The organism is Microbacterium sp. LWH7-1.2, from assembly GCF_038397755.1.
Classification (GTDB): Bacteria; Actinomycetota; Actinomycetes; order Actinomycetales; family Microbacteriaceae; genus Microbacterium.
Genome location: NZ_CP151637.1, coordinates 131,313 through 152,001 on the forward strand (window position 1 = coordinate 131,313; position 20,689 = coordinate 152,001).

Consider the following 20,689-nt stretch of genomic DNA (forward strand, 5'->3'; position numbering starts at 1 on the left):
GCCAAGTCCATGCCAGGCGACGACTGAGATTCGGCCACCCGAAATCTTGGTTTCGGCCTTCCACATGCGTATGAGTACGCAGGAGGAAGCCATGCCAACACGCAGACTGCCCAGCGGGAAGATTCAGGCCCGTCGCTGGGACAAGGACAGAGCCACGTACGTCAGCCTGGGTACGTTCGATGATGACGACGCCGCCGAGAAGGCCATCACGAAGGCCGACCTCATCGAAGAGATGGGATTGGTGCCGGAGTCCAGCGGCACGAAGAAGACGCCGAGGTCCAAGGGCCGCGAGCCCTTCGCCAAGTACGCAGAGCGCAAGCTCAACCTGAAGAAGCACAAGCTGAAGCGGACGACGTTCCACACGTACTCGTTCAACCTCCAGGCCCACTTGATTCCCACGTTCGGGAAGACCGCCCTGGCCGACATCACGCCGGAGATGGTGGAGACGTGGTGGACGACGATGGAACAGAATCCGCACGGACGCCGGAAGGCCTACGCGCTTCTGAATCAGACGATGCGCCGCGCGGTCAGGGAACGCATCATCAGCGACAACCCGTGTCAGGTAGAAGGGGCGACCAAAGACCCATCGAAGAAGCGGCCCACGTTCACGATGGGTGACTTCCGGATGTTGCACGATTTGGCCGGGGACGACCAGATGCGCGCAATGCTGTGGGTTCTTGTCGGCACGGGTGCGAGAGCAGGCGAAGCCCTCGCGCTCCGATGGGAGGACATCGACCTTGACGCAGGGAAGTTGGATATCCACCGCCACCTGACCAACTACGGAGAGTTCGACGGGACCAAGTCCCACGACGATGGCAGACGGGTTCTGGTCATGCCCTCACAAGCCGCTGACGCTCTCCTGAAGCTGTTTCAAGCCCGCCACCCGGCACCCGCCGACAGAGTCTTTCTGACGGCCTACGGCAAGCCGATGTCGTACAACTGTTTCTCGTACAACTTCGTCAAGGTCAAGCGCGCTTGCGGTCTCGATGACATCCATGCTCATGACCTTCGCCACGTGCACCTGACCGCCTTCGGCAAGAGCGCCACCCTGGCAGAAGTCATGAGCCGGGCCGGGCACACGGACTATCGTTCCTCGCTTCGTTATCAGCACGTGGACGAGGAACGACAGAAGGAGCTTGTCTCCAAGATGAGCTTCTAGTTGGCGCACGTAGGCAAGAACAGGCGCGCGCGGTTTGGTCGATATGTAAGGGGGTGACTCTCTCAGACGCCCTCGCCGCTCTCCGTGCTCTTGACCTTCCCGTGCCACGCATCAAGTACTTGGCCGCGCGGGTGGTTGCCGACCCCGCCGAGGCTCACATCATCGTGAGGTCAGCCCGGGCAGAGGCTGAACGGGTCCGTGCCGAGCGTGACGCTGCGGCAGGCATCGACATGGCTCAGCGTGCCGCCTATGCCGTCAGGCAGTCACAGACGGCCGCTGAGAAGCCCTCAGAGGCGTCTAGGACGTGGCAACCGCGCGAGGACGAAGAGCCCGAGCCAAGGCCGGTCAGAATCACCTACACCGCACCCCGGAAGCCTGAAATCGTCCGGGAACCGAACCGACCCGAGCAGAGCGAGGGCTTCGAACGCACCCGCGCCCAGCGTAAGAAGCCGAAGAGTGAAAAGCGGACGCCACGGGGGAGTGCTACGAAGCACGGCACGACAAGTGCGTACTCAGATGGGTGTCGATGCCAGCCGTGCCGCGATGCAGTTGCCGTATACAAGCGCGAGTACAGGATGAGAAAGGCTCAAGCCACCAATTCTTGAAAATGGCGACGGGGCCATATTGCGGCGAAGCCGCGACAGATGGCAACCATTCACTAGATGTTCAGGCCGGCCATCAACTGCCGCAAATCTTCTTCATCCCACCAGGAATCTGCTTCCCCTTCTTTGCCGACCGCGCCGACGCCAGCCGAAGGCTGAGGCGTCGAAGGCGCGGCTGGGAATTCTGAATCTCTTGTTGTAATGCTATAAGCCTTATTGTTGTCAACTGGTTCAATCAACGTGTCAACTGGTTCAATCAAGGTGTCAACTGGTTCAATCAAGTTGTCAACTGGTTCAATCAAGGTGTCAACTGAGACAGCTTGTGCACGTGTCCTAATATTCTTGGTCGACACCTTTGCGCCACGGTCCTTCACCTTCAGCACCTGCTTCACGGTCGATGACTTCCTCAAGCGGTAGTTCTCGGATGGAGAACCTTGGTGGCGTTGGTGGTCTACAAGCTCAAGCACCCCGGCTTCCTTCAGGAAGGCAACAACCTTCCTGACGGTGTTGTGGCTACATCCGCTTTCGTCCACCAGGCCAGCCTGGGTGATACGGATGTCCTCACCAGTCTTGAAGGTTCCGTGCCTGGACAGCGAATATGCAACAGAGTTGAAGCTAGCTCGGTTGATGCCACGACTCTTCAGTGGGGCGTGTGGCACGTGCTGGATGAATTCTTGAAACTCCGCGTGGGTAAGACGGTAGTGGTCAACTACTTCTTGGGTTGGCTTGTTTGCCATGTCATATCTCCATCGTTTCTGCCTTCTCTCGTTCGGAATCGAGAAAGCTGAGGCCAGCCGGTGCGGAAACGATGGAAAGACGCGACCGGCTGGCCTCACCTATGGTGGTGCGGGATTCCGATTCCGCTGAGACATATGTACGCCTCAATATGACTATCGTCCAAAAATGGAGAGCGCTCGGAAATCCGTTCCGCTATGTGCCGAATGTCTCGGCTCGTTTGGCCGATAGTAAGAAGTGACAGAGGGAGAACCGCGCGGGGCAAATCCTTACGGCCTCGAAAGGGGACTTCCGGCTCCCTCTGTCACCTAGACCTAAGAACCGCAGGAATCCAATGGCCAGAACCTCCACCATCAAGTCTCACGCGAGACGCGAGGACATTGAACGTGACATCGCGCTAGGTGTACCTATTCGCGACATCGCACAGCGGTACAGCCTCTCTGCAAGCGCGGTCGCACGCCACAAGTTGAACCGGCACACGGCACTCGTCGCGGCCATTTCTGAAGATGGACCCGCCCCCGATGACGTGATGGGCCGACTCCGCGACCTGGCCGACAGCACCCGTCAGGCTCGATTGCTTGCCGACGCCACAGCATCGCCCGCCGTCCGTGCTCGGGTGGCCTCCAGTGAGCTAGCCGTGCTCGACAGGCTTGTGGACCGTCTCGGATTGACAGACCTGTCGGCCGTCGAGATGGCGCAGGCAGTCGGGGAGCTTGTGCGCGCCGTCGATGCCTACGTGCAAGCGCACCCCGACCATGGCCCCGACCTGTTCGACCACATGGGCGAATCCGACACCCTCATCGAGCTACGCGACGCAATGCGTAGCCGGATTGGAAAGAAGACATCATGACCCCAAGCGGCATCTACCACGCCACAGTCTCCGGATTGACGCTTCCCGGCGTACCTGCCGCACCGGGTGCTGTGCTGTCCGCGACTGGGCGCGTGCTTCTTCAGGGCGAAGAATTCGAAGTCACGCCTGAGTTGTACGCCGAGACGCTTGACCGGGCCGGTAACAGTTGGCTCGACCTTGACGAGTCGGCGCAGTTGGCTCGGTGGGGAGAAGTTCGGTTCGCTCCCGGCCCAAAGCCTGATGCGCTTACGTTCGGTGGCGACGATTCGTCCTACCGAATCCGCGCGTGGCAGCGTGACTTGGCATACGCACAAGCAGTGAGCGACCCGAATGAACGCCGTGCGGCTCTGGCCAAGGTTCGGGCGGAGTTCCCCGAGTTCGGCGCGAGCCATTCCCACACTCTCAGCACGACCAGAGACAGAACGGGGTACTGAGAATGTCAGCCGCAGACGACGCCCTCGCCGCTTTGGTTGGAGTCCTCGGGGACATCGAAACCGGAGCACTTCCTGCCTCCGACAATGACCGGGAGGTAGTCGTTAACGCCCTCGACGTGCTCGCAACACTGGGGGATGAAGAACGATGACCACCGACAACGCCAGAGAGCGCGCACTCATCGCTGAGATGCGAGCTATCGAGCGCCAGAAGGCCGCGACCGCATACAAGCCGCCCGTCTTCACTCCCGAGCAAGAGCGCGCCATCGTTGAAGGGAACGTCGAAATTGACCGCATCGCACGCGGGGACGCCGATGTCCCCGCCGATGTCGCCGCCGAGATTGCCAGAATCGTGGCTCTCGACTAACCAAGCTCTCGCCAGTTGCATGGGGCTCCTGGCGAGTGAGTGCCGCCCCCTCGTTGGTGTGCCGGGGGGCGGCGACCTCTACAGCCCCCGCCAGTTCTCTTCCATATGACTGGCGGGGGCTGTCTCTTCTCAGAACGATGGCCAGGAATCAGAATCGAGCTATGGACCGCGACAGCATCGAGAAGGCGGCAGACGTTCTAGACGACACGCTCTCTGAGATTGAGAACGGCGAGCTTGAGGCAACAGCCGAGCAACGCGCCTACCTGAGGGGAGCACGGGACACTCTGCGACAGCTTGCAGAAGACTAGCGCGGTACATAAGAGGAACCCTTTATGTATGCTTGCACTATGGGCAAGCACGCGCCCCGCCCTCTGGCCCTCGCATACGTGCGTGTTTCGTCCGCTGTGCAGGTAGAAGAGGGCGCGTCGCTCGACGCTCAGGAATCCACCCTCCGCGAGGAAGCCGCACGCCGTGGCTGGGCTATCGAGATTGTTCGCGAAGAGGGGAAGAGCGCCAAGAGCATTCATGGACGCCCCGCCTTGACTGACGCTCTGCGCCGACTGGACAGGGGAGAGGCGCAGTACCTTCTCTCAGTCCGTCTGGACCGTGTGTCGCGCTCTGTGGCCGATTTCGCGGCTCTCATCGACCGTGCGCGCCGCCAGCACTGGGGCATCGTGCTTCTCTCTCCGAACCTTGACCTCTCGGACCCCTCGGGGGAGTTCGTGGCCAACGTGCTGGCATCTGCCGCCCAGTACGAGCGGCGCCTGATTTCGGTACGCACTCGCGAGGGAATGGCGCAGCGTAAGAGTGAGGGTGCAGTGTTCGGGCGTGAGGTTGCCGCCGACTTCCTGCCGACCTACCGCCGTGTGCTTGCCCTGAGCGCGCAGGGGATGAGCCTCAACGCCATCGCCCGCACTCTCAACGATGAGGGTGTGCCGACTGCCAAGGGTGGCAAGTGGTACGCGTCTACCGTCCGGGCCATCGTCATGAGCGAGACAGCCAAGTCGCTCATCTAACGCATGTTGGCTAGGCCAGCGACGTTCTCACGAAGCAACTTGAAGTAGTAGGCGTCGTGGGGCGCGATGTCGGGGCCGCGTTGATGCGGTCGGCGCGCTTCTCCTTGACGAGGAAGACTTGGCAGGGAGGGCCAGCGGGTATATGGTTCACCCCCGCAACCCCGAGCATTTAGCTGACTAATGGAGTACCGTAGGAAGAAGAAACCGCCCCCAGTTGGTAGCTGAGAGCGGTTCTCCTGGCCCTGGAGCAGTGCGTGCACTGCGACAGAGGTCGCCTCCACGATTGGCCCCCTGTCCCTGAGAAGATGTGGGGGCCTTTCGCTTGGGTACGAGTCTACCGGCGAAGGACTACATTGCCGGGGATAGGGGCAAAGATGCCCCATCCGTCGAAGGTGAGTAACAGGACTCAGTCCCGTTACTCACTCTCTGGTCCGAGGTACCCCAATGGGTACACCTGGGGTACAGCGGACATGCTCAGGCGTGGTCCAGTCTCGGCTGTGCGGGGATAGACCTTTGGTACGCGTACCAACGCTCGCCTACTCCTTGCCTACATCTTTTCGCGTGTAACGATTTGGTAACGGGGCATGCTGTGCACATTCGGTGGAAATGGAAAGGCTCGGTCAGGGCGGGAGTGAGGCTCAAGGCTGACCACTACAACGGCTAGATTTCCCTCGTGCCTGAGAGTATCCAGCCCGAAGAGTCCGATGAAGACTTCGCCGCTCGTGCGGAAGCACTGCGAGCGAGCATTCAGAATCACCCTGGGCGCATCGCCCACAACCGCTGGGACTCGGTGCGACTGGTACATGCGGCGCTCAAGTGGAACGAGCACTTCCTGTTGAGGCACATCGACTTCACCGGCCCAGAAGGAGAGGCGAGGGCGTTTAGCTACATGGGCATGGAGCGAGAGCAACGGGAAGCCATGCAGACGTTCTGGATGTTCTTGTTCTTGTTCCTGGCCAACTACACCGCCATGAACACCACCCTCGTGGACAACGTGCGGGGCCTGATGGCGAACTATCGAAGCACGCCCTTCGCGCAGGAGGAGGAGAAGCGTCGCCAGTCGCTGGGTTACGCCCCGGTGACCCAGTTCCTGAAAGACCTTCGCAACTACATCACCCATGTCACGACGCCCCCGCTGTCGTTCGAGATGTCGTTCCAGAACAACGAGACGAAGTTCGTGGCCAAGGTGAAGTCGGAACCGTTGCTTGCGTCCGGAAGGTTCACCGCGACCGCAAAGCAGTACATCGGGGACCAACAAGACATCGTGATTGCTGACGCGGTCACGGAGTACGCCGAACTTCGGGAGGCGTATTACACATGGATGTTCGAGCAGTTCGACGCTCTGCACGGAGATGACATCAGGGCGCATGACGAGCTTGTCAACCAGCAGAACGCGATGTACGGCCTACCGGCGCAGAGTCCTGCACCAGACGATTCCAGCCCGGTCTGACGAGGGCCTGACATCCCCGTCGTGCCAACTCCGTGCCAACTGGGTACGCTGGACTTGCCTGTGGGAGCCTCTCAATTTCGAGAAAATAGGACAGTCGAAGGCAGTTTGAGGGGACATGGCACATCTTCTGGGGGCCGAGGCCCTGCACCTGGAATTCCCGACCAAGGTCGTCTTCGACCGGGTGTCACTCGGCATCGACGAGGGCGACCGCATCGGAGTCGTCGGCCGCAACGGCGACGGCAAGTCGAGCCTGCTGGCGATGCTCGCCGGACGGCTCGAGCCCGACGGCGGCCGCGTCACGGTGCGCGGCGGCGTCCGCGTCGGCGTGCTCGACCAGTCCGACACCCTCGACGACGCCCTCACGATCCGGGAAGCCGTCGTCGGTGATCGTCCGGATCACGAATGGGCGGGCGACGCGCGCACGCGCGACGTGATCGCGGGCCTCCTCGGCGACCTCGCGTGGGACGGTCCGGTCGCGGGGCTGTCGGGCGGTCAGCGTCGGCGCGTGTCGCTCGCGGCCCTGCTCGTGGGCGACGACGACGTCATCTTCCTCGACGAGCCCACGAACCACCTCGACGTCGAGGCGATCGCGTGGCTCGCCGAGCACATCAAGCGCCGGTGGCCGGCGAACCAGGGCGGCCTCCTGGTCGTGACCCACGACCGCTGGTTCCTCGACGAGGTGTGCAACACCACGTGGGAGGTGCACGACCGCATCGTCGAGCCGTTCGAGGGCGGCTATGCGGCGTATATCCTGCAGCGCGTCGAGCGCGACCGCCAGGCGGCCGTCATCGAGCAGCGCCGCCAGAACCTCGCCCGCAAGGAGCTCGCATGGCTGCGCCGCGGCGCGCCCGCTCGCACGTCCAAGCCGAAGTTCCGCATCGACGCCGCCAACGTGCTCATCGCGGACGAGCCGGAGATCCGCAACGCGACCGAGCTGCGCTCGCTCGCTGTCTCGCGCCTGGGCAAGGACGTTGTCGACCTCCTCGACGCGGCAGTCTCGTACGACGGCCGCGAGGTGCTGCACCCGGTGGAGTGGCGCATCGCCCCGGGCGAGCGCACCGGCATCCTCGGCGTCAACGGCGCCGGCAAGTCGACGCTGCTCGGCCTTGTCGCGGGTGACGTCGAGCCCACCGCCGGCCGCGTGAAGCGCGGCAAGACCGTGAAGGTCGCGACCCTCACGCAGCGCCTCGACGAGCTCGAAGAGCACCTCGACGACCCCGTGCGTGTCGTCATCTCGCGGCTGCGCACCACCTACACGTTCGGGAGCGGCTCGAAGGCGCAGGAGCTCACGCCCGGCCAGCTGCTCGAGAGCATGGGCTTCCAGAGCGCGCAGCTCTCGACCCCCGTCAAGGACCTCTCGGGCGGCCAGAAGCGCCGCCTGCAGTTGCTGCTCATCCTCCTCGAGCAGCCCAACGTGCTCATCCTCGACGAGCCGACGAACGACCTCGACACCGACATGCTCGCCGCCGTCGAGGACCTCCTCGACTCGTGGCCGGGCACCCTCCTCGTCGTGTCGCACGACCGGTACTTCATCGAGCGCGTCACCGACCAGCAGTACGCGATCCTCGGCGGACACCTCCGCCATCTCCCCGGCGGCGTCGACGAGTATCTGCGCCTGCGCGAGCGCGAGCGCTCCGCGGGGCCGGGGACCTCGAAGGGCACGGATGCTGCGGCCGCGGCATCCGTCCCGTCCACCGCGCCGTCGCTGTCGGGGCAGGAGCTGCGCGCCGCGCAGAAGGAGGTCGCGTCGCTGGAGCGCCGCCTCGAGAAGCTCGAGACCCAGATCGGCGCCGCGCGCACGGCCCTGGCCGACCACGACCAGTCGGACTACGTCGGCCTGGGCGCGGAGATGACACGCATCGGCGTGCTCGAGAAGGAGCGCGACGGCGTCGAGGAGCGCTGGTTCGAGCTCACCGAGCAGATCGGCTGACCCGGCGGGTCAGCCGACGGCGTCGAAGCCGAGACTGAGCTTGCGCAACAGGGCGGCGAGGCGATCGCGGTCACCGCGCGACAGTCCCTCGAGCAGGAGCGCCTCGGCGTCGACGAGACGCGTGATCGCGGCATCCACCCGGATCTTCCCCTCGTCGGTGAGCGTGACCAGGATGCTGCGGCCGTCGTCGGGATCGGACTCCCGGCGCACCAGGCGGCGCCCCACGAGCCGGTCGATGCGGTTCGTCATCGTGCCGCTCGAGACGAGGGTCTGCTGCAGCAGTTGCTTCGGACTCAGCTGGAACGGCTCGCCCGCGCGCCGCAGCGCGGAGAGCACATCCCACTCCCAGGGCTCGAGCTCGCTGCGCCTGAACGCGTCGCGGCGCGCGCGATCGAGGTGCCGCGACAGCCGGTCGACGCGCGACAGCACGCCGAGAGGCGAGAAGTCGAGGTCGGGGCGCTGCGTGGTCCACGCCTCGACGATGCGGTCGACCTCGTCGCTCTGCCCCGTCATGCCCCCATTATCCCGACACGGATGCCGCGCCCTGCGTCGCGTCGACATCGTGTGCTCTCGCCGAGGCGACACGTTGCGCGCGTGCGCTGCATGTCGTCTCGGCGAGAGCACACGATCCGTGCATGTCAGAGTCCGGCGGGGCGGCGGCGCCGCCGGAGGCGGACGGGCGCGCACGGGGCATCTGGCAGACTTGACGGGCGGCCCCCGGCACCCGGGAGCGCCGCGGTCCGCCGTGGTGTAATGGCAGCACGACAGCCTTTGGAGCTGTGAGGTCTAGGTTCGAGTCCTGGCGGCGGAGCATGACCGACACGACCCGCGACAACGCACTGGCCGTCATCGTCCTGGCCGCAGGGCAAGGCACCCGTATGAAGTCCTCGGTTCCCAAGGTGCTGCACCGCATCGGCGGGCGCCCGCTCGTCGGGCACGTGCTGCACACGGCCGCCGACCTCGGCCCCGTCGAGACCCTGGTGGTCGTTCGCCATGAGCGCGACCTCGTCGCGAAGGCGATCGCCGACCTCGACCCCAACGCGCACGTCGTCGACCAGGACGAGATCCCCGGCACCGGACGCGCCGTCGAGGTCGCCCTCGAGCAGCTCGGCGGCTTCGCGGGCGACGTGCTGGTGCTCTCGGGCGACTGCCCACTGGTGGATGCCGGCACGCTCGCGGCCTTCGTCGCCTCGCATCGCGCCGCCGACGCAGCGGTCACGCTCATGACCGCGGTGCTGGAAGACCCGACCGGGTACGGCCGCGTCATCCGCGACGCCGATGGCGATGTCGCGCGCATCGTGGAGCAGAAGGACGCGGACGACGCCGAGCGCGCGGTCCGCGAGATCAACGCGGGGATGTACGTGTTCCGCGCCGAGGCGCTGCGCACGTACCTGCCGGCCATCGGCACCGACAACGCGCAGGCCGAGAAGTACCTCACCGATGTGGCGGCGCTCGTCCGCGGCGCAGGCGGCCGCGTGGCGGCATCCGTCGTCGACGACGTCACCCTCACGTACGGCGTCAACGACCGTGCCCAGCTCTCGGAGGTCGGCCGGCTGCTGAACGCGCGCACGGTGCGGCGCTGGCAGCTCGAGGGTGTCACGGTCCTCGATCCGGCGACGACGTGGATCGACGTCGACGCGAAGCTGGCGCCCGACGTCACGGTGCTGCCGAACACGCACATCCTGCGCACCACGACGATCGCGTCGGGTGCGATCGTCGGGCCGGACACGAGCCTCGTCGACTGCGAGGTGGGGGAGGACGCCACCGTCACCCGCACGGACGCGACCCTCGCCGTCATCGGCGCCAATGCCACCGTGGGCCCGTTCGCATACCTGCGTCCGGGCACGTACCTCGGCGACAAGGGCAAGATCGGCACGTTCGTCGAGACGAAGAACTCGACGATCGGCGAGGCCAGCAAGGTGCCGCACCTGTCGTACATCGGCGACACCACCATCGGCAAGCACGTCAACCTCGGCGCCGGCGCGATCACCGCGAACTACGACGACCTGAACAAGCACCGCACGGAGATCGGCGACGAGGTGCATTCGGGCTCCCACAACGTCTTCGTGGCGCCCGTTAGGATCGGAGACGGCGCGAAGACCGGGGCCGGGGCGGTCATCCGCAAGGATGTGCCCGCCGGTGCCCTCGCTCTCAGCGTCGCCCCTCAGCGCAACGTCGAGGGTTGGGTCGAGAAGAACAGACCGGGTACCGGGGCGGCGGATGTCGCAGCCAAGGCCCGCAGCGCACAGAAGGCGGACGATGGCGCGCAAGAAGAAGACCGTTGAGCTCGACCGGGCGAACGACATCGCCCCGGGACTCGTCGCGAAGACGAAGAAGCGCCTCGTGGTCGCACGAGGAAGCTCTCACCCCGAGCTCGCGGCCGAGGTCGCTGCGCAGCTGAGCACGGAGCTGGTGCCGACCGAGTACCGCACGTTCGCGTCGGGCGAGATCCTGACCCGTTTCGAGGTCTCGATCCGCGGTTGCGACCTGTTCCTCATCCAGAGCTTCGGGCCGCCGGTCAACGAGTGGATGATGGAGACCCTCATCATGCTCGACGCCGCGAAGCGTGCGTCGGCCAAGCGGATCACGGTAGTCGCGCCGTACTTCCCGTACTCCCGGCAGGACAAGAAGGGCCGCGGCCGTGAGCCGATCAGCGCCCGCCTCGTCGCGGACCTCTTCAAGACGGCGGGCGCGGACCGCGTCATGAGCGTCGACCTGCACGCGGCGCAGATCCAGGGATTCTTCGACGGCCCCGTGGACCACCTGTTCGCCAAGCCGGTGCTGCTCGAGTACTTCGAGAACACCCTCAGCGACGTGGACCGTGAACGCCTGACCGTGGTGTCGCCCGACACCGGACGCGTACGCGTCGCCGACCAGTGGTCCGACAGCCTGGGCGCTCCTCTCGCGATCATCCACAAGCGCCGCGACCCGAACGTCGCGAACCAGGTCACCGTCAACGAGATCGTCGGCGCCGTCGACGGGCGCGTCTGCCTCCTCGTCGACGACATGATCGACACGGGCGGCACGATCGTGAAGGCCGCCGAGGCGCTCAAGGCGAACGGGGCGGTCAAGGTCATCGTCGCGGCGACCCACGCGATCTTCAGCGATCCCGCGGCGCAGCGCCTGCAGAGCCCGGCGGTCGACGAGGTCGTCGTGACCGACACGGTGCCGATCCCCGCCGAGAAGCGCTTCTCGACGCTTACGATTCTGCCTATCGCACCGCTGCTCGCACGTGCGATCCACGAAGTGTTCGAGGACGGCTCCGTCACCAGCATGTTCGACGGAGCCGCCTGACGCCGGCAGCGGGTCGAGACGCGGGCCCGGCGGCGACGGAAGGACGAAGCAAGGATGTCTCAGCCGCTGACGGAAGCCCGCCTCACCGTCGCACGTCCGTGGGCGACCGCCGCCGACGACGTGCTGACGCACCTCGAGGCGGACGCCGGAGGCCTCAGCGCCTCTGACGCCGCGGAACGGCTCGAGATCGCCGGGCCCAACCGGCTGCCCGAACCGGCGCGCAAGCCGGGCTGGCTGCGTTTCCTCGCGCACTTCAACGACACCCTGATCTACATCCTGCTGGGCGCCGCCGTCATCAAGGCGCTCATGGGCGACTGGCTCGATTTCTGGGTCATCATGGTCGTCGCGATCATCAACGCCGTCATCGGCTACATCCAGGAGGGGCGCGCCGAGAAGGCGCTCGCGGGGATCCGCGGGATGCTGTCGGCCGACGCCAGCGCGCGGCGCGACGGCGGCTGGGCCACGGTCGCAGCCGAAGATCTCGTGCCCGGCGACGTGGTGAGGCTGATGCCCGGCGACAAGGTGCCGGCGGACCTGCGGCTGCTGCAGGCTCACCAGCTGCGCATCGACGAAGCCGCGCTCACCGGCGAGTCGGTGCCCTCGTCCAAGACCACCGACGCGGTCTCCGCCGAGGCGGGCGTCGGCGACCGGAGCTCGATGGCCTTCTCGGGCACGATCGTGAGCGCCGGTCAGGGCCGCGGTGTGGTCACCGCGACCGGGCCGACGACCGAGCTCGGCCGCATCCAGAGCCTCGCCGACGAAGCCGATGCGCTGGCCACCCCTCTCACCCGTCAGCTCGACGGGTTCGGCCGGGTGCTCACCGTCGTGATCCTCGGCATGGCGGCGGTCATGCTCATGATCGGCCGGTTCCTGCACGGGATGCCGTTCGACGAGCTGATCTCTGCCGCGATCGGCTTCGCCGTCGCGGCGATCCCCGAGGGCCTTCCCGCGCTCGTGACCATCACCCTCGCGATCGGCGTGCAGCAGATGGCCCGCCACAACGCCATCACACGCAAGCTCCCCGCGGTCGAGGCGCTGGGCTCGGTCACCACGGTCTGCTCCGACAAGACGGGAACGCTCACCCGCAACGAGATGACGGTGCGCCACATCGTCACACCGCTCGCGGAGTACGACGTCACCGGCATCGGCTATGCACCCGAGGGCGAGATCGTGCCGGCAGGCGCCGAGGGAACGGATGCTGCGAGCCGGGGCGATCTGGCCGCCATCCTCGCCATCGCGACCCTGTGCAACGACGCGCACATCGTGCGGGCCGGCGACGGCATGTGGAGCCTCGTCGGCGAGCCCACCGAGGGTGCGCTCAAGACGGTCGCGATCAAGGGCGGCGTCGGGAGTGCGGGCGGACGCCGGGTCGCGGTCATCCCGTTCGACTCCGCCAACAAGCTCATGGCGACCCTCAACGAAGGCGCCCGCTCCGGCGGCGAGGCCGGCGAGGTATCACGGGCGATCCTGGTCAAGGGCGCGCCGGACCGCCTGCTCGAGCGGTCGCTGACGCAGCGCGGCGCCGACGGATCGGAGCCGCTCGACCTCGCGCGATGGGACGATGCCGTCGCCGCGCTGAGCGGCCAGGGCCTGCGTGTTCTGGCGGCAGCGCGCAAGCCGGTGCGGCCGACGACGGAGGAGTTCGGGCTCGACGACCTGGTCGACCTCGAGTTCATCGGCCTGTGGGGGATCGCCGATCCGCCCCGGCCCGAGGCCGTCGAGGCGATCGCCGACTGCCACGCCGCCGGCATCCGCGTGAAGATGATCACCGGCGACCACGCCGGCACCGCCCTTGCGATCGCCCACGAGATGGGCCTCGCGGGTGCCGACGCCGAGGTGCTCACCGGCGCAGAGCTCGAGGCGCTCACCCAGGAGCAGCTGCGCGAGGTGGTGCAGGGCGTCGACGTCTACGCGCGCACCAGCCCCGAGCACAAGATCCGCATCGTGCGTGCCCTGCAGTCGCACGGCGAGGTCGTCGCGATGACCGGGGACGGCGTCAACGACGCCCCCGCCCTCACCCGCGCCGACGTCGGCATCGCGATGGGCATCAAAGGCACCGAGGCGACGAAGGAAGCAGCGGAGTTCGTGCTCGCCGACGACAACTTCGCCACGATCCGCAGCGCCATCGCCGAAGGGCGCCGCATCTACGACAACCTGCGCAAGTCGATCGTCTTCCTGCTGCCCACGAACGGCGCGCAGTCGCTCGTGATCCTGGTCGCGGTCGTGTTCGGCCTCGCGCTGCCGCTCACGAGCGTGCAGGTGCTGTGGGTGAACATGGTCACCGCGGTCACGCTCTCGCTCGCCCTCGCGTACGAGCCCGCCGAGCGCGGCATCATGCGTCGTCCGCCGCGGGCGACCGGTGGGCCGATCATCAACCGCGGCGAGCTCGGCTTCATCCTCGTCGTGTCGCTGCTGATCGGCGGCGCGGCGATGGGGGTCTTCTACGGCGTCGTGGCGACCGGAGTCGACATCGAGGTGGCGCGCACCGAGGCGGTGCTCATGCTCGCGTTCGGGCAGCTCGCGTTCCTCTTCAACTGCCGGTTCCTGACCCGCTCGAGCCTGACGATCGACGTGCTGCGGGGCAACCGCGTGGTGTGGTGGTCGGCGATCGCGCTCGTCGTGCTGCAGCTGATCTACACCTACGTCCCGTTCATGAACGTGCTGTTCGAGTCGCGACCGCTCCCCGCGGCATCGTGGATCCTCCCGATCGTCGTGTCGATCGGCATCTTCCTCGCCGTGGAGGTGCTGAAGGCGGTGCTGCGCGCGCGACGCTCCTCAGCACATCCCGCCGCTTCCCTCAAAGGCGGCTCATAGGAGGGCTTGAGAGGATCCGATCCGACGCAGACATCGCGTCGACGTCGCGAGCCCGACACGAGCCAGGAGGACCGTCATGATCCGCACCGCACTCGCTTCCCGCCCCGTCCGCGCCGGAGCGGCCCTGACCGCCGTCGCCGGCATCGCCTTCCTCTCGGGCTGCGCCGCGAGCGTATCCGAGGCCGAGGAGCCCACGACGACCGACACCGGGTCGTCGTCGACCGACAGCGGCTCGACCGACGCGGGCTCGACCGGCTCCGGCTCGTACGCCGACGGCACCTACACGGCGGACGGCTCGTACGCGACGCCCGAGTCGGTCGAGACGATCAGCGTCACGGTGACGCTCGAGAACGACGTCATCACCGACGTCACGGTGACCGGCGACCCGCAGAAGCGGGAGTCCGAGCAGTACCAGGGCCAGTTCATCGGCGGCATCGCCGACGTGGTGGTCGGGGAGGACATCGACGACATCCAGGTCAGCCGCGTCGCCGGATCGTCCCTCACCAGCGGCGGCTTCAACAAGGCCATCCAGACGATCAAGTCCGACGCGGCGAGCTAGCCGTGGGCACCGTGCCGGCGTCCTGGCGGTTCGACGCCATCGGCACGACGTGGGAGATCGTCACCGAACGCCCGCTTTCCGCAGCGGTGCGCGAGGAGGTGACCGCGCTGGTCGACGCGTTCGACCACACCTGGTCGCGGTTCCGGCCGGACTCCGACGTGAGCGCACTGGCCCGCGCGGGCGGGTCGATTCCGGCGCCCTCGGACGCCCCTCCGATGCTCGACGCCCTCGCCGCGGTGTCGGATGCGACCGACGGCGCGGTCAACCCCTTCGTCGGAGCCTCCCTCGACGCCCTCGGCTACGGCGCGGACTACTCGTTCCACGACGCCGGACCGGTCGCCGCTCCCGTCGACTGGCGAGAGCGGCTCGTCTGGCGAGGCGGCCGCCTCGCGCTCACCGAACCCGCCACGATCGACGTCGGCGCGCTCGGCAAGGGCCGCCTGGTCGACCTCGTGCTCGAGATCCTGTCGCGCCGAGAGTCCGGGGACCTCATCGTCGACGCCGGCGGCGACCTCGCCGTACGGGGTCGTCCGCAGCGGATCGGGCTGGAGCATCCGTTCGATCCGCGCCGCGCGATCGGGGTCTGGGAGGTGACGGATGCCGCGCTCTGCGCGTCGGCGATCAACCGGCGCGCGTGGCCGTCGGCGACGGGCACCACACTGCATCACGTGCTGGACGCACGCACCGGGGAGCCGGTGCGCACGATCGCGGCGACGTGGGCTGTGGCGTCCGACGCGATGACGGCCGACGCGATCGCGACGGCGCTGTTCTTCGACGGCGGGCCGAGCCTCGCCCACGAGTGGGCTGTGGAGTGGGTGCGCATGACCACCGACGGCCGCGTCGAGTGGTCGCCCCGCTGCCGCGCCGACCTCTTCGTTCGAACGGATAGCGTAGGACGGTGACCGAGCCCCTCCCCGGACACGTCGTCGCTGTGTCCCGCGACGACGTGCATCGCTTCAGCAAGCCGGCGCGCGAGAGCATCACCCTGATCGCCGGGATCGGCGTCGAGGGCGACGCCCACGCCGGCGCCACCGTGCAGCACCTTTCGCGCATCAAGCGAGACCCGACCACGCCGAACCTCCGGCAGGTGCACCTCATCCACTCCGAGCTGTTCGACGACATGGCCGAGCGCGGGCACGAGGTGACGCCCGGTGCTCTCGGCGAGAACATCACGACCGCCGGCATCGACCTGCTCGGTCTCCCGCGGGGCACACGGCTGGAACTCGGTGAGGACGCGGTCATCGAGATCACCGGACTGCGGAACCCGTGCGCACAGATCAACGGACTCTCGGAAGGGCTCATGAAAGAACTGGTCCACGTCGACGACACGGGCGCGACGGTGCGCCTGGCGGGGGTCATGTCGGTCGTGCTCGCGGGCGGCGTCGTGCGCCCGGGCGACAGCATCCGTGTCCGCCCGCCTGCCGGGCGTCACGAGCCCCTCCAGCCGGTGTGACCTCATGACCACCCTCACTGCTCTCTGGAACCGCGCCTTCGCGGTGCTCGGCCGTATGTCGATGTACCGCCTCGTCTACCTCGCTCTCGCGGCGCTCGCCGTCGTGGCGCTGCTGCTGTCGTTCTTCGACCTCGTCGGGCCCGGCCCCCTGCAGCTGATCGCGACGCTCGTCGTGCTCTCGGCCGTGTGCGTGGCGGTGGATGCCGCCGCCCAACGGGTGCTGAACCTTCCGTGGCGCCTCGAATCGTCGCTGATCACCGCGCACATCCTGCTGTTCGTGCTGCGCCCTACGTACGAGCTGGTGGGACTCCTCGGCATCGCGATCGCGGCGGCCGTCGCCTCCTTGTCGAAGTACGTGCTCGCGTGGCGCGGACGCCACATCTTCAACCCCGCGGCGGTCGGTGCGACCGTCCTCACTCTGCTGAGCCTCGCCTGGCCCGACCTCGGGGCGTCGGCGTGGTGGGTGGGCACGCCCGCGCTCGCCGCGCCGGTGATCCTGCTGGGCCTCGCGGTGCTCGTGCGCACCGAGAAGGTGAGGGTGATCGCGGTCTTCCTGGTCGTCGCCGTGGCGGTCGCCGTCATCCGCACCTCGGTGCAGTACCAGGAGGCAGGCCTCGAGATCGAGGCGCTCGACATCCTGTGGCCGGTGCTGTGGTCGTCGCCGTTCCTCTTCCTCGGCGCGTTCATGCTCTCCGAGCCGCTGACCCTCCCGCCCCGCCGCTGGCAGCAGTTCGTGGTCGCCGGCGTCGTGGGCGTGCTCGCGGGATGGCCGATCGCGATCGGCGACATCACCCTCGGTCAGGAGCGCGCGCTCCTCGTCGGCAACCTCGTCGCCTTCGCCTTCGCGCTCCGCACCGCCGTGAGGCTCACGCTCGTCGCTCGGTCCGAGCCGACCCCGACCGTGCAGGAGCTCACGTTCCGCGTCCACGACCGGCTCACGTTCCTGCCCGGCCAGTACCTGGAGCTCGAGGTGCCGCACCGCCATCCCGACGCGCGCGGCACGCGCCGCGAGTTCAGCATCGCGTCGGCGCCGGCCGAGCTGCCGTTGGTGAAGGTGGCCTTCAAGGAGGGCAAGACCCCCCAGGCGCTGAGCTCGTACAAGAAGGCGCTCGCGCTGGTCGAACCCGGCGACGAGCTCGCGATCACCGGCGTGTGGGGAGACTTCCTGCTCCCCAAGCGCGACGCCGCGCCGATCCTGATGGTCGCCGCCGGCATCGGCGTGACGCCGTTCGTGTCGCAGCTCGGCCAGGCGAGGGCGAACGGCCTCGACCGTGACGTGGTCCTGGTCTACGTCGCGTCGGACTCCTCGGAGCTCGCGTACCGCGACGAGATCGAGGCATCCGGAGCCCGCGTCGTGGTGTTCACGCGCGACCGGCCCGCCGGCCTCCCCGCCCACTGGACGTGGGCGCAGGGCGTGCGCCTCGACGCCGAAGGCCTTGTGCGGGTGGTCCCCGATATCGCCGCCCGCCACGCGTACATCTCCGGCCCGGCCGGTCTGATCGCCGAGCTCGCCCCCGCGCTCGAGAAGGCCCGCTCGATCACCACCGACGCCTTCAGCGGCTACTGACCCGCCGCGCGCTCATCCTTCGTCCGCCCGACGGCGACGAGAGCACGGCGGGTGGACGAGAGGGTGGTCGGTTCGCTGCCCCTCGTCCACCGGGTGTGCTCTCGCGAAGGTCGCAGGAGCCGGGTCAGGGGGCGACGGGGTCGAGCGGCCGAGCGGGGAGGCGGACCTCGAAGGTCGTGTCGCCGGGCCCGCTTTTGACACGGATGCTGCCGCCATGCGCGTCGACGATGGCCCGGGCGATCGAGAGGCCGAGGCCGGTGCCGCCGGTCTGACGGGCACGCGAGCGGTCGGCGCGGGAGAAGCGCTCGAAGAGCTCGTCCTTGATGGACGGGTCGATTCCCGGGCCGTCGTCGTGCACGCGGAGGATCGCGTCGTCGCCGTGGCGTGAGACGCTCACGGTGACGGTGGTGCCGGCCGGCGTGTGCGTTCGCGCGTTGGCGAGCAGGTTCGCGGCGACCTGGTGGAGGCGTCCGGTGTCGCCGGCGATGAGCACCGGCTCGTCGCCCACTTCGAGCACCCACTCGTGGTCGGGGCCCGTCGGCGTGACGTCGCCGACCGCGTCGATCACGAGGCGGGTGAGGTCGACGGTGCCGTAGACGAGCTCCTGGCCCTCGTCGAGCCGCGCGAGCAGCAGCAGGTCCTCGACGAGCGAGGTCATGCGCAGCGACTGCGCCTGGATGCGCTCCAGCGACGCCTCGGTCGTCTCGAGAGCCGTTGCCTGACCGCGGCCGAGCGCCGTGAGCGACAACTCGGAGTAGCCGCGGATCGACGCCAGCGGAGTGCGCAGCTCGTGGCTGGCGTCGGCGACGAAGCTGCGCATGCGCTCCTCGTTGCGCTGGCGGGCGGTGAGCGATTCGTCGACGTGGTCGAGCAGCGTGTTGAGCGCCGCGCCCACCCTGCCGACCTCGGTGCGCGGATCGGCCTCGCGCGCGGGGACGCGCTCGGAGATCGTGACCTCGCCCTGGTCGAGCTGCTGCGACGACACCCGCGCGGCGGTGTCGGCGACGGCGCGCAGCGGCGCGAGGCCGCGGCGGATCGTCCATGCGGTCGCGACGGCGAGAAGGAGCAGCCCGCCCGCCGTGAGGAGGCCGATCGTGATCAGCATCCGGGAGAGGGTCTCGGTGATCCCGGCGCGGGACAGGCCGACGATGATGGTCGTCCCGCCGAACGACACGCCCTCGATGCGGTAGGTCCCGAGGTCGTCGATCGTCACCACGAACTGTCCGCGCTGCCCCTGGAGGCTGTTGCTGATCTCGGCGATCTGTTCTTCGCTCAGTGCGACGACGTCGCCGTTCGCGTCGACGACGGCTGCGGTCGGTGCGCTGGGCAGCGACTCCACCGCGAGGAAGTACCCCGGCTGACGCGGCTGCTGCTCCAGGATCTCCTCCGCGGTCAGGCCGCCGGCGACAAGGCCCCGCATGTAGTCGACGCTCTGGCGTTCGGCGTTCACCTCGGTGTCGAGCTGCTGCTCCAGCACTTGTCCGAGGATGGCGCTGGTCGCGACCGCGACGAGCACCAGGATGAACGACGTGATGCCGACCACCGTGACGATCAGCCGGCGCTGGAGCGTCCACGGTGCGCGCCGGGGGAGCGCGCCGGGGGAGTCCTCGACGGATGTACGGGATGCCTCGGTCTGCGCGGGTGCGCCGGTCGCGGCATCCGTCGTCCCCGCCGCGGAGACGACCGGGGCCTTCTGGTCCGTCACTGCGGCGCCTTGATCATGTAGCCGACGCCGCGCACGGTGTGGATGAGGGGATCGTGGCCCGCGTCGATCTTCTTGCGGAGGTACGAGATGTAGAGCTCGACGACGCTGGAGCGGCCGCCGAAGTCGTAGTTCCAGACGCGGTCGAGGATCTGCGCCTTCGACACGACGCGGCGCTGGTTGCGCATGAGGTAGCGGAGCAGCTCGAACTCGGTCGCGGTGAGCTCGATCTCGGTGCCCGCGCGCTCGACCTCGTGACTGTCCTCGTTGAGGGTGAGATCGCCGACGCGGAGGATCGGCTCGGCGCCCGCGGCGTGCGCGGTGCCGGCGCGGCGCATGAGTCCGCGCAGACGCGCCACGACCTCTTCGAGGCTGAAGGGCTTCGTGACGTAGTCGTCGCCGCCGGCGGTGAGCCCCGCGACCCGGTCGGTGACGGCGTCCTTCGCGGTCAGGAACAGGACAGGCACGTCGTCGCCGGCCTGACGCAGCCGCTGCAGCACGGCCATGCCGTCGAGGTCGGGCATCATCACGTCGAGCACCATGGCGTCGGGCTCGAACTCGCGCGCCGACTGCAGCGCCTCGAACCCGGAGCCTGCGGTGCGGACCTCCCAGCCCTCCATGCGCAGCGCCATCGACAGCAGGTCGGTGAGCATCTGCTCGTCGTCGACCACCAGGACACGGAGGTTCGAGCCGTCGGGACGCAGAAGGGCCGGTGCGGGGGTGCTCATGCGTCCATTGTGGAGGCCTTCCTATGCGATTC

Annotated in this window: 20 protein-coding genes and 1 tRNA gene; 17 read left to right on the forward strand and 4 right to left on the reverse strand. The window is 67.5% G+C overall.

The window, feature by feature from the left end:
• Nucleotides 1-91: 91 nt before the first annotated feature.
• Both MRBLWH7_RS00580 and MRBLWH7_RS00585 read left to right on the forward strand, forming a co-directional pair.
• Entirely contained in the window at nucleotides 92-1,159 is a 1,068-nt protein-coding gene (locus MRBLWH7_RS00580; protein WP_341998157.1) for a tyrosine-type recombinase/integrase, read from the forward strand.
• Nucleotides 1,160-1,212: 53 nt separating this feature from the next.
• Nucleotides 1,213-1,764 carry a hypothetical protein gene (locus tag MRBLWH7_RS00585; RefSeq protein ID WP_341998159.1) on the forward strand — a complete coding sequence of 184 codons (552 nt, stop codon included), beginning with the start codon at nucleotides 1,213-1,215 and terminating at the stop codon, nucleotides 1,762-1,764.
• 53 nt (nucleotides 1,765-1,817) lie between these two features.
• Here the strand turns inward: MRBLWH7_RS00585 and MRBLWH7_RS00590 are convergent, their stop codons facing one another.
• Nucleotides 1,818-2,498, reverse strand: coding sequence for a hypothetical protein (locus MRBLWH7_RS00590; protein WP_341998161.1), 681 nt, complete (start codon nucleotides 2,496-2,498; stop codon nucleotides 1,818-1,820).
• 332 nt (nucleotides 2,499-2,830) lie between these two features.
• Between MRBLWH7_RS00590 and MRBLWH7_RS00595 the strand changes: the two genes are divergently transcribed.
• The 7 genes from MRBLWH7_RS00595 to MRBLWH7_RS00625 all read left to right on the forward strand — a co-directional run bounded on the left by MRBLWH7_RS00595 (nucleotide 2,831) and on the right by MRBLWH7_RS00625 (nucleotide 8,540).
• Nucleotides 2,831-3,346 carry a hypothetical protein gene (locus MRBLWH7_RS00595; RefSeq protein ID WP_341998163.1) on the forward strand — a complete coding sequence of 172 codons (516 nt, stop codon included), beginning with the start codon at nucleotides 2,831-2,833 and terminating at the stop codon, nucleotides 3,344-3,346.
• Entirely contained in the window at nucleotides 3,343-3,780 is a 438-nt protein-coding gene (locus MRBLWH7_RS00600; RefSeq protein ID WP_341998166.1) for a hypothetical protein, read from the forward strand. The genes MRBLWH7_RS00595 and MRBLWH7_RS00600 overlap by 4 nt, the downstream gene beginning before the upstream one ends.
• A gap of 145 nt (nucleotides 3,781-3,925) precedes the next feature.
• Nucleotides 3,926-4,144: a hypothetical protein gene (locus MRBLWH7_RS00605; RefSeq protein WP_341998168.1), complete on the forward strand. Its 219-nt coding sequence runs from the start codon at nucleotides 3,926-3,928 to the stop codon at nucleotides 4,142-4,144.
• A 161-nt stretch (nucleotides 4,145-4,305) separates the two neighbouring features.
• Nucleotides 4,306-4,452, forward strand: coding sequence for a hypothetical protein (locus MRBLWH7_RS00610; protein WP_341998170.1), 147 nt, complete (start codon nucleotides 4,306-4,308; stop codon nucleotides 4,450-4,452).
• A gap of 39 nt (nucleotides 4,453-4,491) precedes the next feature.
• Complete coding sequence (locus tag MRBLWH7_RS00615; protein WP_341998172.1) at nucleotides 4,492-5,160, forward strand: recombinase family protein; 669 nt, start codon at nucleotides 4,492-4,494, stop codon at nucleotides 5,158-5,160.
• Nucleotides 5,161-5,833: 673 nt separating this feature from the next.
• Complete coding sequence (locus tag MRBLWH7_RS00620; protein ID WP_341998174.1) at nucleotides 5,834-6,610, forward strand: hypothetical protein; 777 nt, start codon at nucleotides 5,834-5,836, stop codon at nucleotides 6,608-6,610.
• A 115-nt stretch (nucleotides 6,611-6,725) separates the two neighbouring features.
• On the forward strand, nucleotides 6,726-8,540 hold the full coding sequence (locus MRBLWH7_RS00625; RefSeq protein WP_341998175.1) for an ABC-F family ATP-binding cassette domain-containing protein: 1,815 nt from the start codon (nucleotides 6,726-6,728) through the stop codon (nucleotides 8,538-8,540).
• Between the two features lie 9 nt (nucleotides 8,541-8,549).
• Here the strand turns inward: MRBLWH7_RS00625 and MRBLWH7_RS00630 are convergent, their stop codons facing one another.
• The gene (locus tag MRBLWH7_RS00630) at nucleotides 8,550-9,053 is read right to left on the reverse strand and encodes a MarR family transcriptional regulator (protein WP_341998177.1); all 504 of its coding nucleotides are present in this window, start codon (nucleotides 9,051-9,053) and stop codon (nucleotides 8,550-8,552) included.
• Between the two features lie 226 nt (nucleotides 9,054-9,279).
• On the opposite strand from MRBLWH7_RS00630, the gene MRBLWH7_RS00635 reads away from it, so the two are divergent.
• The 8 genes from MRBLWH7_RS00635 to MRBLWH7_RS00670 all read left to right on the forward strand — a co-directional run bounded on the left by MRBLWH7_RS00635 (nucleotide 9,280) and on the right by MRBLWH7_RS00670 (nucleotide 18,227).
• Nucleotides 9,280-9,351 (forward strand) — tRNA-Gln (locus tag MRBLWH7_RS00635).
• Between the two features lies 1 nt (nucleotide 9,352).
• Nucleotides 9,353-10,825: a bifunctional UDP-N-acetylglucosamine diphosphorylase/glucosamine-1-phosphate N-acetyltransferase GlmU gene (glmU, locus tag MRBLWH7_RS00640; RefSeq protein ID WP_341998179.1), complete on the forward strand. Its 1,473-nt coding sequence runs from the start codon at nucleotides 9,353-9,355 to the stop codon at nucleotides 10,823-10,825.
• Nucleotides 10,800-11,834, forward strand: coding sequence for a ribose-phosphate diphosphokinase (locus MRBLWH7_RS00645; RefSeq protein WP_341998181.1), 1,035 nt, complete (start codon nucleotides 10,800-10,802; stop codon nucleotides 11,832-11,834). Before glmU ends, MRBLWH7_RS00645 begins: the two co-directional genes overlap by 26 nt.
• Before the next feature lie 54 nt (nucleotides 11,835-11,888).
• Complete coding sequence (locus MRBLWH7_RS00650; protein ID WP_341998183.1) at nucleotides 11,889-14,648, forward strand: HAD-IC family P-type ATPase; 2,760 nt, start codon at nucleotides 11,889-11,891, stop codon at nucleotides 14,646-14,648.
• Between the two features lie 76 nt (nucleotides 14,649-14,724).
• Entirely contained in the window at nucleotides 14,725-15,207 is a 483-nt protein-coding gene (locus tag MRBLWH7_RS00655) for an FMN-binding protein (RefSeq protein WP_341998185.1), read from the forward strand.
• 2 nt (nucleotides 15,208-15,209) lie between these two features.
• Nucleotides 15,210-16,109, forward strand: coding sequence for an FAD:protein FMN transferase (locus MRBLWH7_RS00660; RefSeq protein ID WP_341998186.1), 900 nt, complete (start codon nucleotides 15,210-15,212; stop codon nucleotides 16,107-16,109).
• On the forward strand, nucleotides 16,106-16,660 hold the full coding sequence (locus MRBLWH7_RS00665; protein WP_341998188.1) for an MOSC domain-containing protein: 555 nt from the start codon (nucleotides 16,106-16,108) through the stop codon (nucleotides 16,658-16,660). Before MRBLWH7_RS00660 ends, MRBLWH7_RS00665 begins: the two co-directional genes overlap by 4 nt.
• Nucleotides 16,661-16,664: 4 nt before the next feature.
• A complete protein-coding gene (locus MRBLWH7_RS00670) occupies nucleotides 16,665-18,227 on the forward strand; it encodes a flavodoxin reductase (RefSeq protein WP_341998190.1) in 1,563 nt (520 codons plus the stop codon).
• A 124-nt stretch (nucleotides 18,228-18,351) separates the two neighbouring features.
• On the opposite strand, the gene MRBLWH7_RS00675 is transcribed toward MRBLWH7_RS00670, so the two are convergent.
• Both MRBLWH7_RS00675 and MRBLWH7_RS00680 read right to left on the reverse strand, forming a co-directional pair.
• Nucleotides 18,352-19,932, reverse strand: coding sequence for an ATP-binding protein (locus MRBLWH7_RS00675; protein ID WP_341998192.1), 1,581 nt, complete (start codon nucleotides 19,930-19,932; stop codon nucleotides 18,352-18,354).
• The gene (locus tag MRBLWH7_RS00680; RefSeq protein WP_341998194.1) at nucleotides 19,929-20,657 is read right to left on the reverse strand and encodes a response regulator transcription factor; all 729 of its coding nucleotides are present in this window, start codon (nucleotides 20,655-20,657) and stop codon (nucleotides 19,929-19,931) included. Before MRBLWH7_RS00680 ends, MRBLWH7_RS00675 begins: the two co-directional genes overlap by 4 nt.
• Between the last annotated feature and the right edge of the window lie 32 nt (nucleotides 20,658-20,689).